Raw genomic sequence first — 15,997 nt, forward strand, 5'->3', positions numbered from 1 at the left:
CTTTCAACTTTCCGTCTCGCGGTAAAACACCCCGCGCTCTGCCGCGTACACGGCAATGGTGCTCAGCAGGTCCTGATGGGCTTTCTGGTAAGTAGTGCGGCCGATGTGCAGCTGATCGATCACATCGTCCTCCGTGCGGTGCTGCACATAGCGCAGCTCGAACAGATCCGCACGCAGCGGGTCGTTTTTACGGTAATAGGCAAGGCCCTCCTCAATGGCGGCGCACCAGCTGCGCTCCACCGGGCTTCGTGCACGCTGCCGCATCCCATACCGGTACAGTGCCAGCCGCGTCTGATTTCTCTGCTCGCTTGTCATGTTCTGCCCTCCTCTTTTCATCCGCGCGGCGTGCCAGCACTTCGCGGCGGTTCTGCTCTTCAAAAAAGCAGAGATCCCGCTCGTACATGCTCAGACCAAGCACCGCGCTCAGCCGTTCTGCTTCGCTCAGCTTGAACTGTGTGCGCCCCTGCAGTTTCAGGTTCAGCGCATTGGGGCTGATCTTCAAGGCTCGTGCCACATACTGCATCTTGTACCCACTGGCGCGGATATAATCCCGGATCATTTCAGTATTTGCCATATTCCGCTCTCCTTTTTTCGTATCGGCAATGCCGTTCTACAATCTTTAGTTGTAGTATATCCCTGCATTGATTCAGTGTCAACCTATTTTTGCAAATTCGCAGAAAAAAGTTGATTTTAATGCAATTTTTTGGTATACTTCTGGTAACAGCATTCTTTTTACAGAACAACCATACGTTTTCAGAGAGGTTTCGCATGTCTGAGCTTTCTACCCGTCTGCATCTGCGCCGCAAAGAACTGGGCCTTTCGCAGGAAGAGCTTGCCCAGCGCATGGGCTATCGGTCCAAATCCTCCATTACCAAGCTGGAAAAAGGCATCAACGACCTGCCGCAGTCCAAGGTGGAAGAGCTGGCAGCCGCGCTGGAGACCACCCCTGCCTATCTGCTGGGGCTGGACACACCCTGTCCGCCGCCGGGCTTTGAGCCGCTGCCTGCCATGACGCAGGTCCCGCTGATTGGTTCCATTGCCTGCGGCACTCCTATCACGGCAGAGCAGAACATTGAACGCTATATCGGCGTTCCCGCCGCGTGGCGCGCCGACTTTGCCCTGACCTGCCACGGTGACAGCATGTCCCCCACCATCTGCGACGGCGACATCGTATGCATTCGCTGCCAGCCGGAGGTGGAGCAGGGCGAGATCGCCGCAGTGCGCATTGGCGGCGAGGCCACCCTCAAGCACTTCCACCGGCAGGGTGATGCTGTGATGCTGCTTGCGGACAATGCCGCCGTCTGCCCACCCATGATCTTTACCGGCCTGCAGCTGGAAGAGCTGCACATTGAGGGCCGCGCTGTCGGCCTGTGCCGGGGGCTGTGAGCCGCCTGCAGTCTTTCAGGCACGTTTCATAAAAGGAGGAGGCTTCTCATGTTTTTCTCCCGCAAAAAGCCTGCCCGTTCTTACGACCCCGCCACCCAGCAGCCTGCACTGCGGTGCAGCATCTGCACCGGGGAGCAGGTGGCCGGTTTCATCTCCCCGGATGGCCATTTTGAGGACGTTCAGCTCATTCGCACGCCTCAGGAACTGGACGCATTCCGGGCACAGTACGGCATCCCGCCGGAATGCCCCCTGAAAAAGATCTATTAAAAGGAGTTCACCATGCCCACTGCACCTGAAGAGATGACCCTGAAGGTCATTGCCCATATCCATACTGCCTTTCCCACCAAGTTCGGCATCCCGCGTCAGAGCGGCCTTGTGGACGAGCTGCGCGGCGAGGTGATCTTTACGCCCGAATACCGCAATGCCGATGCCGTGCGCGGTCTGGAAGATTTCAGTCACATCTGGCTGGTGTGGCAGTTCTCCGGCGCGGTGCGGGACAGCTGGTCCCCCACTGTACGCCCGCCGCGTCTGGGCGGCAACACCCGCATGGGCGTGTTCGCCACCCGGTCGCCGTTCCGTCCCAATCCTTTGGGCCTTTCCAGCGTGCGTCTGGAAGGCATCGAGCACCGGCCGGACGTTGGCCCGGTGCTCATCGTGCGCGGTGCCGACCTGATGGATGGCACCCCCATCTACGACATCAAGCCTTACATCCCCTATGCCGACTTCCACCCGGATGCCGCCGAGGGTTTTACCGGCCAGACCCAGTTCCACCGTCTGCAGGTACAGTTCCCGCCCGAACTGCTGGCACAGGTGCCGCAGGCCGACCGCGCCGCCCTGACCGGCGTACTGGCAGGTGACCCGCGCCCCTCCTACCAGCACGACCCGCAGCGGGTGTACGGCATGGAGTTCGGCCCGGTAGAGGTGCATTTTACCGTGGATGGCGAGGTGCTCACCGTGACCGGCATCGCCCGCCGCTGAGAGGAAGCGTTTATGGAACTGCGGAACATCAATACCTTTTTGCACATCGCCGAGCTGCACAGCTTTTCCCGCACTGCGCGGCAGCTTGGCTATTCCCAGTCGGCGGTGTCCTCCCAGATCGCACAGCTGGAAGCAGAGCTGGGTGCACCGCTGTTCGACCGCGTGGGCAAGACCGTGCGGCTCACCGATGCGGGCCAGACCTTTTTAGGCTATGCACGCACCCTGCTGGCCACGGCCCAGCAGGCGCAGGCTGCCCTGCAGCCCGCCCGGCAGATCAGCGGCAGTCTGCGCATCGCGCTGGCGGATTCGGTGTGCTCCACCTTCCTGCCCGGTCTGCTCAAACGCTACCACGCCCTGTGCCCGCAGGTGGAGCTGGTGCTGTGCACCGCCACTGCCGACGGGATGCTGCAGATGCTGGGCACAAATCAGATTGATCTGGCCTATACGCTGGACCAGCCCCTGCTGCAGCCCAATCTGGTGCTTGCGGCGGATGTGCCGGAGCCGGTGTGTTTTATTGCACCGTCCGCTCACCCGCTTGCCGGGCAGGAAGCCGTTACGCTGGAAGAGCTGCCCCGGCAGGAATTTCTGCTCACTGAGCGCGGCATGAGCTACCGCGACGCTTTGGATCAGTGCCTTGCCGCCCGCGGCCTTGCCATCCACCCTTATCTGGAGCTGGGCAGCGCTGCGCTGCTGTGCCAGATGGTGGAGCAGGGCATGGGTCTTTCCTTCCTGCCGGAGTACATCGTGCGTCCGGCGCTGGCAGCAGGTCGTCTTGCCCGGCTGAATGTGCCGGACTGCACCGTGGAGATGCACCGTCAGCTGTTTTACCACCGTGACAAATGGCTGACCCCTCAGATGAAAGCCTTTATCGAGCTGGTGCACCAGCCCGCGCCCGGCACTGCCAGCAAATGAAAAGAGCACGGGTCCATTGAAGCGTAAAGCTGAACACACAAACGAAAAACCGCCGAAGGTTTCTTTCCTTCGGCGGTTTCTCTTATGATAGGAGGATCAAAAATGATCGTCGCTAAAATGTTTAGTTCAGGATGGTCAGCTCGGTCTCGACGTCGAACAGGTGGACCTTGTGGGGATCGAATGCAACGCGGACGGTGTCTCCGTTGCGAGCCTTGGAGGTGGGAGCCACACGAGCGGTCATCTTGTTGCCCTTGTACTCCAGATACAGGTAGATCTCAGCGCCCATCATTTCGGAGACGTCCACCTGAGCATCCAGCTGGCAGTCAGTGTGCTTTGCCATAAACTCGGGCTCGTCGTCGATATCCTCGGGACGGATGCCCATCTTGATCTTCTTGCCGACGTAAGCATCCAGCTTGCCGTCTGCGGTCTTCTCCTTGGGCAGGGGGATCACGTCGCCGCCCAGGTCAACACCGTACAGGTCGCCCTTCTTGATCAGGGTGCCGTCCAGGAAGTTCATCTGGGGGCTGCCGATGAAGCCGGCAACGAACATGTTGCAGGGCATATCGTACAGGTTCTGCGGGGTATCGACCTGCTGGATGATGCCGTCCTTCATAACAACGATACGGTCGCCCATGGTCATAGCCTCGGTCTGGTCGTGGGTAACGTAGATGAAGGTGGTAGCCAGCTTCTTGTGCAGCTTGATGATCTCGGTGCGCATGCTGGTACGCAGCTTAGCATCCAGGTTGGACAGAGGCTCGTCCAGCAGGAAGACTGCCGGGTTACGAACCATTGCACGGCCCAGAGCAACACGCTGACGCTGACCACCGGACAGAGCCTTGGGCTTGCGGTCCAGCAGGTGCTCGATCTCCAGGATCTTAGCAGCCTCGTGCACGCGCTTGTCGATCTCGTCCTTCGGGGTCTTGCGCAGTTCCAGACCGAAAGCGATGTTCTTGTAAACGGTCATGTGGGGGTACAGAGCGTAGCTCTGGAACACCATTGCGATATCACGATCCTTCGGGGGAACGTCGTTGATCAGACGGCCGCCGATGTACATTTCGCCCTTGGAGATCTCCTCCAGACCGGCGATCATGCGCAGGGTGGTGGACTTGCCGCAGCCAGAGGGGCCGACGAAGATGATGAATTCCTTATCCTGGATCTCCAGGTTAAAGTCGGTAACAGCGGGAGCGGTAGCACCCGGATAGATCTTATAGATGTGCTGGCAGCTGATCGAAGCCATAGTCGTTTGCCTCCATAATTTTTAAGGTTCTCACGCTCTTGACGGCGTGTTCATTCGTTGGTACTATAATAACAGATAATTTTGTGATATAAAATAGCATTTTATTGATTAGAGGTGTCAGATATTGCTTTTTGACTGGAACACCATCGCTTTTCCCGCTTCCGTGCAGGATCTGCAGCTGTCTGCCCCCCTCACCCTCTCCGGCGAAGGACTGTGGGTGTGCCTTGTGTCCAGCGGCCAGTGCTCTGCATCCGTACCTGCTGCCGGGCCGCTGCCGCTGGGTGCAGCGCTCATTTTGCCGCCGCAGTCCGTGCCTGCCGGGCACCTGATCCTGAGCCGTGCCCCGCTGGCCCTTGTGCCGGAAAGCAGCTGCCATCTGCTCTGCGTCCAGCTTACCGGGCAGGCGGCTTCCCAGTTTCTGGCCGGGCTGCACGAACTGCCCTTCCTTGCCAAGGGCGGTTCCTGCCCGGCCGCTGCCGAACTGATGGACCGCCTTGCTGAGGAAAAGGCCGCCCACAGCCGTGCCCGCAGCCAGTTGGCCTACGCACTGCTGTGTGAGCTGGCCGATGCCGACAGTGCCGCGTCCGCCCTGCCGCCGCTGGTGCAGGCCGCCATTGAGGACATCCGCGCAAACTACGCGGGCCTTTACGGCGTGGAGGAGCTGAGCGAACGGCTGGGCGTGTCCAAGAGCCATCTAGTGCGCACCTTTACCGCAGCCATTGGCGTGCCGCCGGGCAAATACCTCACCACGGTGCGCGTTGAAGCAGCCCAGCGGCTGCTGCTCCACCGGGAGTACACACTGGACGTGGTAGCCAGCCTGTGCGGCTTTTCCGGTGCCAACTACCTGTGCCGGGTGTTCAAAAAAGAAACCGGCCAATCCCCCGCACAGTGGCGGGCAATGGCCGGTCACGCCGCGCAGAGTGGGCTTTCGCCCGAGGAATCTCTGCGCGAACAGGAGCTTTATATTTAAGGGCTATGCGGTCTGCTTTTTACCGCGCAGCAGCAAAAACAGGGTCAGCACTGCGGTGAGCAGTTCCGATGCCGGGAACGCTGCCCACACACCATTCATGCCAAACAGGCGGCTCAGCACCAGCGAGCAGGCCACGATGGCCACCATGCCGCGGCAGATGGAGGTGACGGAGGCTTCCACCGGGCGGTTGGTCGCGCTCAGGTAGCCCGCCGCCACGATGTTGAACCCGGCAAAGAAGTAGCCCACAAAATACAGCCTCATGCCCATGTGGGCAAACTGGGCCATCCGGGCGGAGCTTTCGCTGTTGAATATGCCCACCAGTGCATCGGTAGCACCAAAGATGATGCCGTACAGCACCGCTGCCAGCACCAGTGCGGTGCAGCTGCCCAGGATGAGCAGCTTTCTGGCACCGGCCTTGTCGCTTTTGCCGTAGCACTCGCTCACCAGCGGCTGTGCACCCTGTGCTACGCCGTTGAAGATGGCCGTTGCCACCAGCGCAAAGTTCGCCACCACGCCATAGGCCGCCACCGCCACATTGCCCGCCAGACCCAGCAGCAGAAGGTTGAACACGGTGGTGGTAACGCCGGAGGACATCTCACCCACAAAGCCGGAGATGCCAAGCTGGCAGCTCTGGCCCAGCAGCCTTGCCGAGGGGCGCTGGCGCACGAACTGCACGCTGTTCTCCTTTTTAAAGAAGTGGCGGCTGCAGATGGAAATGCTGATGATGGGAGACACGGCGGTGGCCAGCGCCGCACCGGCCAGCCCCAGACCCATGGGAAACATGAAAATATAGTCGAACACCACATTGAACAGGCTGCTGCTCAGGGTAGCCACCATGGCAAGGGAGGGGTCGCCGTCGTTGCGCACAAAGGCCGACACGATATAGTTGCACATGAAGAAGGGCGTGAACATAAGGAAGATACGGGCATACGGGATGCCCAGCGCCATGATCCCCGCGTCACCGCCCATCAGCCGCAGAAGGCCGCCGGGCGCAAAAATGCCCACCAGCAAAAACGGCACGCTGAGCACACAGGCACAGAAGATGGCATTGGAAAAATAGCGCTGGCAGCGCTCGTCTCCCTGCGCCTTGAGGATGGCATAGCGGGTGGCCGCGCCAAGGCCGACCATGGAGCCGACGGCAAAGATGAAGTTGTAGACCGGCAGGCAGAGGTTGAGCAGGGTCACGCCGTCGGTACCCGCCGCCTGCGAGATGAAATAGGTATCGGCCAGAATGTAGCACGAGGTGCCCAGCAGGCCGAAGATATTCTGTGATACATATTTAAAGAACTGTTTTGTCAGGTTCATCCAAGTTCCCTTTCATGGCATTTTTTACGCATACCGGCATATTTTAGCACACCCCAAAATGCAAGTCAACACAAAAACGCCCTGTACCGCGCAAAAAAGCATTGACAGTCCGGGCTCTGGCCCTTACACTGGGAGCGGTCACAAAATCATCCCCCTCGCCGGGGGAAGTCTTTTATTACCAGCATCTTAATTTGGGAGGTTCTCTATGTCCGGCAGCACACTGTTTTCCATTGGCGAAGCACTCATCGATATGATCCCGTCCAGGGTGGGCTGTTCTTTTGACGAGGTTCCCTCGTTCAGCCCGCGCACTGGCGGCGCACCGGCCAACGTGTGCGCCGCCTTTGCCCGGCTGGGCGGCAAAAGTGCTTTTCTGAGCCAGCTGGGCGACGACCCCTTCGGCCACAAGATTGCACGGGAGCTGGAAGCCTGCGGCATCGACCTCTCCCATCTGGCCTTTACCGATAAGGCCAGCACGGCCCTTGCCTTCGTCAGTCTGGAAGAGGACGGCAGCCGCACCTTCAGCTTCTACCGCAAACCCTCGGCGGACCTGCTTTATTCTCCGGAGCAGATCGACCCTGCATGGTTCGCCGATGCCTTTGCCCTGCACTACTGCAGCGTGTCACTGGTGGACAGCCCCATGCGCTACGCCCACCTTGCGGCCATTGCCGCCGCACGGGAGGCCGGCAGCATCGTCAGCTTTGACCCGAACCTGCGCTTCCCCCTCTGGCCGGACCGCGACATGCTGCGCGGGACCGTGCTGCAGTTCCTGCCGCTTTCCAACATCCTCAAAATTTCGGACGAAGAGCTGGAATTTCTCACCGGCACTGCGGACATTGAAGCCGCCCTGTCGCAGCTGCTCGTGGGCGATGTGCAGCTGGTGCTGTACACCTGCGGCAGCAGCGGTGCCCACGCCTACACCCGCACCGCCCACGGCTTTGCCCCCTGCCGGAAAGTCCGGGCTGTGGACACCACCGGCGCAGGCGACGGCTTCATCGGCTCGTTTTTGTGGCAGCTGGAACGTGACGGCGTAACGCGGAACAAGCTGGAAAAGCTGAGCAAAACAAAGCTGAACGAATACCTTGCGTTTTCCAATCAGTTCTGCGGCATCAGCGTGCAGACGAATGGTGCCATCGACAGCTACCCCACACTCAGCCAGATGCAGTAAAACATACAATATGCCCTACGTCACAGAACCGCAGGGCTTCTTATTCATTTACAATTTGTAGTATTGCGTCGCTATATTCCAGGTTTGTCCTGTTTCCGACATCTTTTCTGCCGGTTTAAGATTTGTTTATCCTTTGTACAAGCCTTGTTTTTATTCTCTGCCCGGTTCCATGATACCATAAGGGCAAGAACAACAAGCAGGGAGGCTTTATCCATGTCCTTTGAATTTACCCTTCTGGATGCCTTGCAGGCTCTGCGCTGTCCGGTGCTGGATGCACTGGCGGTGTTTTTCGATCAGGCCGGTGCCCACGGCGAGATCTGGATCGCATTTACAGTGGTGCTGCTGGCGTTCCGGCGCACCCGCCGGGCCGGGCTGGCCATGGCGCTGGCGCTGGGCCTTTATATGCTGGCGGGCCACTGCGCCTTAAAGCCGCTGTTCGCACGCCCGCGCCCCTGCGACCTCCGGCCGGAGATGCTCACGCTGGTGGCCCGGCCCCATGGCTGGTCCTTCCCTTCCGGACACACATCCTCCGCCTTTGCCGCTGCCTTTGCGCTCTGGCTGCAGAACCGCAGGCTCGGCATCCCGGCTCTTGTGCTGGCCGGGTTCATCGGCTTCACGCGGATGTACCTGTATGTGCATTTCCCCACCGACATTCTGGGCGGCGTGGCACTGGGCCTTGCATTGGGGGCCTGCGGCTCCCTGCTGGCAGATAAGATCAGCAACAAATGGGCGAAACGCAGTGAAGTAAAACGAACTGTATAAACCAATTTCGTCTCGCACTCGTTCTCGCTTTGCTTTTTACATTCAGATGAAGTATATCGCTTCGATCCTATTCGTGAAAAAGAGCCTCGGAAAAATCCGCAGATTTTTCCGAGGCTCAACGAATTATAATAGAATTTCCGCTAAAACAGCCAAAGCGCACGCGGCGGCTATTCCCAATCGTTCTCTTGCATTCAGGTAAAAACAAAAGCAGCCAGCACCGTGGAAAGGAGGATAAAGCGGTGCTGGCTGCGGTATGAGAACTCCCGAACTTTGCGGCGGATCAGGAGGGATTTGGTAGTCTGTCCGCCGTCGTTGGCGATTGCCTGGCATAGGCGGGGGACAGTGTTTTAATAAGTACCTGCTGGGCTGTGCCAGATGCACCAGCCCCCGCAGGTGAAAGCCCTTGTCGGCTTTGGGGAGATGTCTTTGCATCTCCCTGACTGCACCCTTATACTACCAGACAATCGTGGCATTTCTTTGTGGAGTTTTTGAACAATTTGCAAATAGATTTTCAGGTGTTTTCAAAGGAGGCCCCAGCTTACCGGGGCGGCGGGCCGGAAGTTTCTCCGAAGACCGTCCGCTGGGGTGGGACTGGAGTCCCGGGCTGTTCGCGGAGAAAGCTTCCTACTGGCCTGCATTCATGCTTTTACTGCGCCCCGAAAAATTCCTTGGCGATGTCCGCGCTGCGCTTGGCATCCTTGGCGTACCAGTCCGCGCCGATCTTCTCGGCATATTCCGGGGTCAGCACGGCACCGCCCACCATGATCTTGCAGTCCAGGCCCGCTTCGTGCAGGGCGGCGATGGTCTCCTCCATGCTCTTGAGGGTGGTGGTCATCAGGGCGGAAAGACCCACCAGATGCACATTCTTTTCCCGCACGGTGTTCACCACCGTCTCCACCGGCACATCACGGCCCAGATCGATCACCTCAAAGCCGTAGTTTTCCAGAATGACCTTGACGATGTTCTTGCCGATGTCGTGCACGTCGCCCTTGACGGTGGCCAGTACGATGCGGCCCTTGCTGGCGCTGCCCTCGCCCTTCTGGGCAATGACGTTCTTGATCTCCTCAAAGGCGCTCTGGGCCGCACTTGCGGCCTGCAGCAGCTGCGGCAGGAACAGCGTGCCCTTCTCGTACTTGGCACCCACGATGTCCAGCGCCGGGATCAGCGCTTCGTCCACCACTTCCAGCGGCTGCTTTTCGGCCAGCAGTGCCTTGGTCTGGGCGGCGGCATCACCCTTCAGGCCCTTTTCCACTGCCTTCATCAGTGGAGCGTAAGGGCCGGTAAGCTCTGCGCTCTCACCGGATGCCGAAGCCGCAGGCACCGCCTGCGCGGCCTGCCGGATGGCTGCGGATGCAGGCACACGGTCGGCATACCGCTCAATGTACTTGGTGCTCTGCGGATCGCGGTTGGTCAGCACGTTGTAAGCATACACCGCCGCCATCATCTCCTCGCTGGAAGGGTTCATAATGGCGAGGTCAAGGCCCGCATACATGGCCATGGTGAGGAAGGTGGTATTCAGATAGGGGCGGCAGGGCAGGCCGAAGCTGATGTTGGACACGCCCAGAATGGTGCGCACGCCCAGCTCTTTTTTGCAGGCTTCCAGTGCCTGCACGGTGGCCAGAACGTCCTTCTGCTGGGCGCTGGCGGTCAGGGTCAGACAGTCGATGTAGATGTCCTCCCGCGGGATGCCGACGGCAAGGGCCGCCTCCGTGATGCGGCGGGCAATGGCCACCCGGTCCTCGGCGGCGGGCAGGATGCCCCGCTCATCGATGGCAAGGCCCACGATGGCCGCGCCGTACTTTTTGCACAGGGGCAGGATCGCGTCCAGCTTTTCCTGCTCGCCGTTGGTAGAGTTGACGATGGGCTTGCCGTTGTACACGCGCAGGCCGTTTTCCAGTGCCTGCACATTGGAGGAATCCAGCTGCAGCGGCAGGCTGGTGACGCTCTGCAGGGCCTTGACCACCTTGGGCATCAGGGCAGGCTCGTCCACGCCGGGTGCGCCCACGTTCACGTCCAGCACCTGAGCACCAGCTTCCACCTGACTGACCGCCTGCTCCAGAACGTAGTTCATATCCTCTTCCCGCAGTGCCTGCTGGAAGCGCTTTTTGCCGGTGGGGTTGATGCGCTCACCCACCACCGTGATGCCGTCCACGTTGACGAAATCCACCGGCGTACACAGCACCGAGGGCATTTTGTGGGCCGGACGGCCGGGTACGCAGCCTGCAAAAACGCTGTTCAGCAGCTTGATAAACTCCGGTGTGGTGCCGCAGCAGCCGCCCGCCGCGAACAGATGCAGTTCCCGGTAGGGCTTCATTTCCATGGCGAAGAGCTGCGGGGTGATATCGTAGCCGCTGCCGTCGGCCCGGGGCAGGCCCGCATTGGGCTTGACGAACACCGGAAAGTCGCCGGGCACAGCCTCTGCCAGACGCTTTGCCATGGGGAAGATCTCCTTGGGGCCCAGTGAGCAGTTGATGCCCACCGCGTTGGCACCCAGGCCACGGGCGGTCACGCCGAAGCTTTCCACCGTGCAGCCGGTAAAGGTGCGCCCGCCGGCTTCAAAGCTCATGCTGGCTAAGATAGGCAGGCCGCTGTTTTCCTTTGCGGCCAGCAGAGCGGCTTTCAGCTCGTACAGATCGGTAAAGGTCTCAAAAAAAATGAGGTCGGCCCCGGCGGCAGCGCCTGCCCGGACGATGCGGGCGTACTCGCTCACTGCATCCTCAAAGGCCAGCGTTCCGCTGGGTTCCAGCAGTTCTCCCAGCGGGCCGACATCCAGCGCGGTCAGGGCACCGTAGGGCGCACAGGCGCGCTTGCAGTTGGCGATGCCCGCCGCAATGATTTCTTCCAGACTGTAGGCGCTGCCCGCCAGCTTGTGGGCCGATGCGCCAAAGGTGTTGGCGTTGACGATGCGGCTGCCCGCAGCGGCATACTTGGCATGGATGCTCTCGATCAGCTCCGGGTTCGTGATGTTCAGCTCCTCCGGCTTTGCACCCAGCTTCAGGCCCGAAGCCTGCAGCATGGTGCCCATGCCGCCGTCCAGCAGGACGGTATTGCTCTGCTTGAAAAGTTCACTCGCTTGCACAGGTCTTTCCCCTCTTTCTATACTCACACCGGGTGCGCAGCACGCAGTGGCCGCACCCGGCCAGTTTTCCCTTTACCGGGTGGCCGCTGACCCCCAGAATGGCCGTCACGCTCTTGCGCGGGGTCATCAGGTTGGTATCGGTCACACACAGGCCCGCCCGGCGCACCGTATCCAGCGCGTTTGCCACCAGCGGCTGTACTGCAATATCCCAGTCACCGTAGCCGGGCGAAAACCGCCCGGTCAAATACTTTCCCTCTTTTGCGGCCCACTGGCGCAGCTCTGCTTCGGCTGCGTCTGCGGCCTGCTCGGCCAGCGCGCTGCCCAGTGCGTCGGACGCAACGCCCGCCGCGATATCTCCCACACCGGCACGGCGGATCTGTGCATCCACGCCGGGGCCAAGGGTCACGGCCAGCAGCACCGCCTGCGGGCAGTTTTCCAGATGCTTCATCACATCCCCACCCCGCAGGATGCCTGCTTCGGCAAGGGCAGCCGTGTCCGCTTCCAGCCAGACCGCCCGGGGCGTTGCCGCCGCCAGCAGCGGCATGGCGCATGTTTCCAACAGGGTCATGGTGCGGTCGTCCGGTTCCCCTCTGGCCCCGAAATACCGCGCTGCCTGTGCTGTATCGATCGCCGCCGGTTTTGCCAGCACCAGCGGCTGCGGTGCACCGATCATCCGCCGCACCTCCTTGCTTTTTTGAAATAAAGTGGTCTTAAGTATACCGCACCTGTGGGATTTTATCAATCCCGCAGAGCGGCGGATAAAAGAAAACTCCCTCAGTCACAGCTCACGCCGTGCCAGCTCCCTCAAGGAGGGAGCCTCTGTCGAAAAGGTAAGCTTTTCGGTTTTGCCAAAGGCCCCATCCCAGAGGGGGCTGTCTGTGAAGCAGACTGGGGGAGTTCGTTCTTTATTTGATGCAGCTGGAACAGGGCGTATAGCCTGCTTCCACGGCTTCCTGATAGCTGGAGAAGAGGATCTGGTTCTTCTCTGCCGGCAGGTTCGGGCAGGTAGGCAGATGGAACTTTTTGCTGTTCACATTGCCAATGTACGCCTGCTGGGCCGTGCTGGATGCCGCCGGGTCGGTGGGGTTCAGCGCGGAATCTGCCGCAAAGTGCTCGGTGCCCACGGTGTAGTTCTGGCCGTCACTGCCAATGGTGATGGTGCCCTGCAGGTCGGTGCGGTACACATCCACCCTGGCATCCCGCAGGATGCTCAGCGTTTCCTCGTGCGGGTGGCCGTACTTGTTGTTCACGCCGCAGGAGATGATGCCCATTTCCGGCAGCACCGCGTTCAGGAAGAGGTAGCTGGTGGAGGTGCTGGAACCGTGGTGGCCCACCTGCAGCACATCGGCCCTGAGGTTCGCGCCGCTGTTCACAAGGTCGGTCTCCGCAGTCTTTTCCATGTCGCCGGTCAGCAGGAAACTGGTGGAGCCGTAGTCGATGCGCAGCACAATGGAGGTATCGTTGGTGTCGCTGTACTGTGCCACCGGGCCAAGCATGGTCACGGTAGCGCCGCCCAGCGGCCACATCGTGCCCACGGCAGGCACCTCTACCTGCAGGCCCTGCTGTTGGGTGTACTTGACAAAATCCTGAAAGCACTTGGTGGAGGCATCGGTCACCGGGCTGTACACATGGTACGCCGGGAAGTAGGCCAGTGCGGCAGCCAAGCCGCCTACATGATCCTCGTGCGCGTGGGAGCAGAACACATATTCCAGCTGCTCCACCCCCTGACTCTGCAGGTAAGAGACGATGAGACTGCCGTCGTCCACATTGCCGCCGTCGTAGAGCATGAACTGTCCGTCGCATTCCACCAGCACACTCAGCGCCTGACCCACATCGATGAAATGCACCTCCAAGGGTGCGTCCACCGTATCCACAGCCGCCGCAGCAGAAGCGGACGGGTTCGGCACTACATCGGCGCTTCCGCCCGGGACGGACGGCAGCCCGCTGCAGCCCGCAAGGCTCAGCACCAGTGCGGCGGCAGCGGCCAGCGCAGCAAGGCGCTGCCACAGGCCCTTCTTAGGCGCGTTTACTTTTTCTTCTTTCCAGTTTTCCACGTTGTGTTCTCTTTCTGTTGATCGTTTTTTGGCTTGCGCGCGGGTGCCGAATGGGGCGCAAAGCGTGCGCCGGGGCTGGGCGCACGGCCTGTCGGTGCAGCGGCACGGCTCTGGCCGTGGGCAGGCTTGCCGTTATGGCCCTTCTGGTTCGGGCGCACCGTATAGGTGCCGTCATTGTGGATCGTCACATCGGCGGCTTCGGCCCGGCGGGCAGAGCGCTGCACGGCGCGGCGGCCTACGGCGGGCACCAGCAGGGGGATCAGGTCCTCCCGGTGGGTCATCTTCAGCGCCTTGACTACCTTCTCGGCGTTGCGAGGCTCGTAGTATTGCAGCAGCGCCCGCTGCAGCGCCTTGCCCTCGGGGGTCTTTTCCACAAACACCGGCTTCAGGGTGTAGGGGTCAAGGCCGGTGTAGAACATGCAGGTGCTCACAGTGCCGGGGGTGGGGTAAAAATCCTGCACCTGTTCCGGGCGCATGTGGTTTTTATAAAGATATTCTGCCAGATAGACCGCATCCTTGAGGGTGCTGCCCGGGTGACTGGACATCAGATAGGGCACCAGATACTGCTTTTTGCCGGCCTTTTTGCTCAGCTCATAGAATTTATCCTTGAACTTGTTGAAGGTCTCGATGGGCGGCTTGCCCATGTAGGCCAGCGTGTTGGGGGCACAGTGCTCCGGAGCCACCTTCAGCTGGCCGGACACATGGTACTCCACCAGTTCCTTGAAGAAGGTGTCGTCCGGGTCGGCCATCAGGTAGTCGAACCGGATACCGCTGCGGATGAACACCTTTTTCACGCCCGGCAGCTCCCGCACCCGGCGCAGGATCTTCAGGTAGTCGCTGTGGTCCACGATCATGTGGGAGCAGGTGGTGGGAGCAAGACAGTGCTTGCCGCCGGTGCACATGCCCCGCAGCATCTGCTCCCGGCAGGAGGGAAAGCGGAAGTTTGCGGTGGGGCCGCCCACATCGTGGATGTAGCCCTTGAAATCCGGCTCGTGGGTCATGCGCTCGGCTTCTGCCACGATGCTGTCCGCGCTGCGGCTGGTGACACGCCGCCCCTGATGCAGCTGGATGGCGCAGAAGTTGCACCCGCCGAAGCAGCCGCGGTTCTGGATGATGGAGAACTGCACCTCACGGATGGCGGGCACGCCGCCCATGCTCTCGTAGATGGGATGATACCGACGGGTGTAGGGCAGGGCGTAGACCTTATCCAGCTCCCCGCGCACCAGCGGCTTTGCGGGGATGTTCTGCACCAGATACTTTTCGCTCTGCTTCTGCACGATGATCTGGCCGCTGACTACGTCCTGATTGTCCATCTGGATGCGGCAGGCCTTGGCATACGCCGTCTTATCCGACGCCACCTTTTTAAAGCCTGCGCACTCCACGTAGCGCTCGGGCAGATGGTCGAAGTCGGTCATGTAACAGGTGCCGTCCACGTCCGTGATGCTCTCCACCGGTTCCCCGGCGGCAAGGCGGCGGGCGATCTCCACGGTCTGGTGCTCGCCCATGCCAAAACTGATGATGTCTGCGCCGGAATCCTCGGCGATGCTGGGCAGCACGGTGTCCAGCCAGTAGTCATAGTGGGCAAAGCGGCGCAGAGAAGCTTCCAGACCACCCAGAATCACCGGCAGGTCGGGATAGGCCTGCTTGGCAAGGCGGGTGTACACGGTGGCGCTGCGGTCCGGGCGTGCGCCGCCCTTGCCGCCGGGGGAGTATTCGTCCTCGGCGCGGGGGATCTTTGCCACGGAATAGTGGCTGACCATGCTGTCCACGTTGCCGCCGCCGATGAAGAAGCCGTACTTCGGCTTGCCGAATCGCTTGAAGTCCTCGCAGTCGGTGTAGCGTGGCTGGGCCAGCACGCCGATCTTATAGCCCTCGGCTTCCAGCAGGCGGCTGATGATGGCAGTGCCAAAGCTGGGGTGGTCCACATAGGCGTCGCCGCCCACCACCACAAAGTCCAGCTGCTCCCACCCGCGGGCCTCCATATCGGCCCGGCTGATGGGAAGAAATTCGGTGTAGATCTTTGGGGAAGAGTTATCCATAATGCTCCTTTTATTGTTAAACCCTCTCAGGCAACGCCTTGCGGCGTTGCCAGCTCCCCCGATGGGGGAGCTTTTTGCATCTTTTCATCCAGTTTTTCTTTGAAGGCAGA

At 60.5% G+C, this 15,997-nt stretch carries 15 protein-coding genes; 7 read left to right on the forward strand and 8 right to left on the reverse strand.

The genetic code is table 11. The annotated features are described in order from the left end of the window. Positions 1–3 precede the first annotated feature (3 nt). Together ACGHUK_RS12040 and ACGHUK_RS12045 are read right to left on the reverse strand one after the other, a co-directional pair. On the reverse strand, positions 4–240 hold the full coding sequence (locus ACGHUK_RS12040; protein ID WP_005942844.1) for a hypothetical protein: 237 nt from the start codon (positions 238–240) through the stop codon (positions 4–6). Beyond that, positions 212–574: a helix-turn-helix transcriptional regulator gene (locus ACGHUK_RS12045; protein WP_005942847.1), complete on the reverse strand. Its 363-nt coding sequence runs from the start codon at positions 572–574 to the stop codon at positions 212–214. Before ACGHUK_RS12045 ends, ACGHUK_RS12040 begins: the two co-directional genes overlap by 29 nt. Before the next feature lie 194 nt (positions 575–768). Between ACGHUK_RS12045 and ACGHUK_RS12050 the strand changes: the two genes are divergently transcribed. The 4 genes from ACGHUK_RS12050 to ACGHUK_RS12065 are packed head-to-tail and all read left to right on the forward strand — an operon-like array spanning position 769 to position 3,276. Then, complete coding sequence (locus ACGHUK_RS12050) at positions 769–1,386, forward strand: LexA family transcriptional regulator (RefSeq protein ID WP_005942852.1); 618 nt, start codon at positions 769–771, stop codon at positions 1,384–1,386. 48 nt (positions 1,387–1,434) lie between these two features. Beyond that, complete coding sequence (locus ACGHUK_RS12055) at positions 1,435–1,653, forward strand: aspartate dehydrogenase (RefSeq protein ID WP_097773793.1); 219 nt, start codon at positions 1,435–1,437, stop codon at positions 1,651–1,653. A 12-nt stretch (positions 1,654–1,665) separates the two neighbouring features. Then, positions 1,666–2,364, forward strand: coding sequence for a tRNA (N6-threonylcarbamoyladenosine(37)-N6)-methyltransferase TrmO (gene tsaA, locus ACGHUK_RS12060; protein WP_390574421.1), 699 nt, complete (start codon positions 1,666–1,668; stop codon positions 2,362–2,364). Between the two features lie 12 nt (positions 2,365–2,376). Further along, positions 2,377–3,276, forward strand: a complete 900-nt coding sequence (locus tag ACGHUK_RS12065) for a LysR family transcriptional regulator (protein ID WP_097777249.1) — start codon at positions 2,377–2,379, stop codon at positions 3,274–3,276. A 121-nt stretch (positions 3,277–3,397) separates the two neighbouring features. Here ACGHUK_RS12065 and ACGHUK_RS12070 read toward each other — a convergent pair whose 3' ends face one another. Further along, positions 3,398–4,513 (reverse strand): ABC transporter ATP-binding protein, encoded by a 1,116-nt coding sequence (locus tag ACGHUK_RS12070; RefSeq protein ID WP_390574422.1) that lies wholly within the window; start codon positions 4,511–4,513, stop codon positions 3,398–3,400. Positions 4,514–4,637: 124 nt separating this feature from the next. Here ACGHUK_RS12070 and ACGHUK_RS12075 point away from each other — a divergent pair, with 124 nt between their 5' ends. Further along, complete coding sequence (locus ACGHUK_RS12075; protein ID WP_390574423.1) at positions 4,638–5,483, forward strand: helix-turn-helix domain-containing protein; 846 nt, start codon at positions 4,638–4,640, stop codon at positions 5,481–5,483. 3 nt (positions 5,484–5,486) lie between these two features. On the opposite strand, the gene ACGHUK_RS12080 is transcribed toward ACGHUK_RS12075, so the two are convergent. Then, complete coding sequence (locus tag ACGHUK_RS12080) at positions 5,487–6,788, reverse strand: MATE family efflux transporter (protein ID WP_390574424.1); 1,302 nt, start codon at positions 6,786–6,788, stop codon at positions 5,487–5,489. Positions 6,789–6,993: 205 nt separating this feature from the next. Here ACGHUK_RS12080 and ACGHUK_RS12085 point away from each other — a divergent pair, with 205 nt between their 5' ends. After that, positions 6,994–7,953, forward strand: a complete 960-nt coding sequence (locus tag ACGHUK_RS12085; protein WP_390574425.1) for a carbohydrate kinase — start codon at positions 6,994–6,996, stop codon at positions 7,951–7,953. A gap of 213 nt (positions 7,954–8,166) precedes the next feature. Then, positions 8,167–8,715: a phosphatase PAP2 family protein gene (locus tag ACGHUK_RS12090; protein WP_390574426.1), complete on the forward strand. Its 549-nt coding sequence runs from the start codon at positions 8,167–8,169 to the stop codon at positions 8,713–8,715. A 646-nt stretch (positions 8,716–9,361) separates the two neighbouring features. Here the strand turns inward: ACGHUK_RS12090 and ACGHUK_RS12095 are convergent. From ACGHUK_RS12095 to ACGHUK_RS12110, 4 genes are all read right to left on the reverse strand, one after another. Further along, complete coding sequence (locus ACGHUK_RS12095) at positions 9,362–11,794, reverse strand: homocysteine S-methyltransferase family protein (protein WP_390574427.1); 2,433 nt, start codon at positions 11,792–11,794, stop codon at positions 9,362–9,364. After that, complete coding sequence (locus ACGHUK_RS12100; protein WP_097773801.1) at positions 11,781–12,467, reverse strand: methionine synthase; 687 nt, start codon at positions 12,465–12,467, stop codon at positions 11,781–11,783. Before ACGHUK_RS12100 ends, ACGHUK_RS12095 begins: the two co-directional genes overlap by 14 nt. 232 nt (positions 12,468–12,699) lie before the next feature. Continuing rightward, positions 12,700–13,848, reverse strand: coding sequence for a ComEC/Rec2 family competence protein (locus ACGHUK_RS12105; protein ID WP_390574428.1), 1,149 nt, complete (start codon positions 13,846–13,848; stop codon positions 12,700–12,702). Then, the gene (locus ACGHUK_RS12110; protein WP_207698504.1) at positions 13,821–15,887 is read right to left on the reverse strand and encodes a YgiQ family radical SAM protein; all 2,067 of its coding nucleotides are present in this window, start codon (positions 15,885–15,887) and stop codon (positions 13,821–13,823) included. Before ACGHUK_RS12110 ends, ACGHUK_RS12105 begins: the two co-directional genes overlap by 28 nt. Positions 15,888–15,997: the final 110 nt, after the last annotated feature.

The organism is Faecalibacterium sp. i25-0019-C1 (assembly GCF_042854225.1).
GTDB classification, from domain to species: domain Bacteria; phylum Bacillota; class Clostridia; order Oscillospirales; family Ruminococcaceae; genus Faecalibacterium; species Faecalibacterium taiwanense.

Excerpts from the sequence above, each read along its gene's own strand:
- ACGHUK_RS12085 (WP_390574425.1), top strand. The coding sequence starts at position 6,994 with ATGTCCGGCAGCACACTGTTTTCCATTGGCGAAGCACTCATCGATATG.
- ACGHUK_RS12110 (WP_207698504.1), bottom strand. The coding sequence starts at position 15,887 with ATGGATAACTCTTCCCCAAAGATCTACACCGAATTTCTTCCCATCAGC.
- tsaA (WP_390574421.1), top strand. The coding sequence starts at position 1,666 with ATGCCCACTGCACCTGAAGAGATGACCCTGAAGGTCATTGCCCATATC.
- ACGHUK_RS12080 (WP_390574424.1), bottom strand. The coding sequence starts at position 6,788 with ATGAACCTGACAAAACAGTTCTTTAAATATGTATCACAGAATATCTTC.
- ACGHUK_RS12065 (WP_097777249.1), top strand. The coding sequence starts at position 2,377 with ATGGAACTGCGGAACATCAATACCTTTTTGCACATCGCCGAGCTGCAC.
- ACGHUK_RS12070 (WP_390574422.1), bottom strand. The coding sequence starts at position 4,513 with ATGGCTTCGATCAGCTGCCAGCACATCTATAAGATCTATCCGGGTGCT.
- ACGHUK_RS12090 (WP_390574426.1), top strand. The coding sequence starts at position 8,167 with ATGTCCTTTGAATTTACCCTTCTGGATGCCTTGCAGGCTCTGCGCTGT.
- ACGHUK_RS12045 (WP_005942847.1), bottom strand. The coding sequence starts at position 574 with ATGGCAAATACTGAAATGATCCGGGATTATATCCGCGCCAGTGGGTAC.
- ACGHUK_RS12050 (WP_005942852.1), top strand. The coding sequence starts at position 769 with ATGTCTGAGCTTTCTACCCGTCTGCATCTGCGCCGCAAAGAACTGGGC.
- ACGHUK_RS12055 (WP_097773793.1), top strand. The coding sequence starts at position 1,435 with ATGTTTTTCTCCCGCAAAAAGCCTGCCCGTTCTTACGACCCCGCCACC.
- ACGHUK_RS12100 (WP_097773801.1), bottom strand. The coding sequence starts at position 12,467 with ATGATCGGTGCACCGCAGCCGCTGGTGCTGGCAAAACCGGCGGCGATC.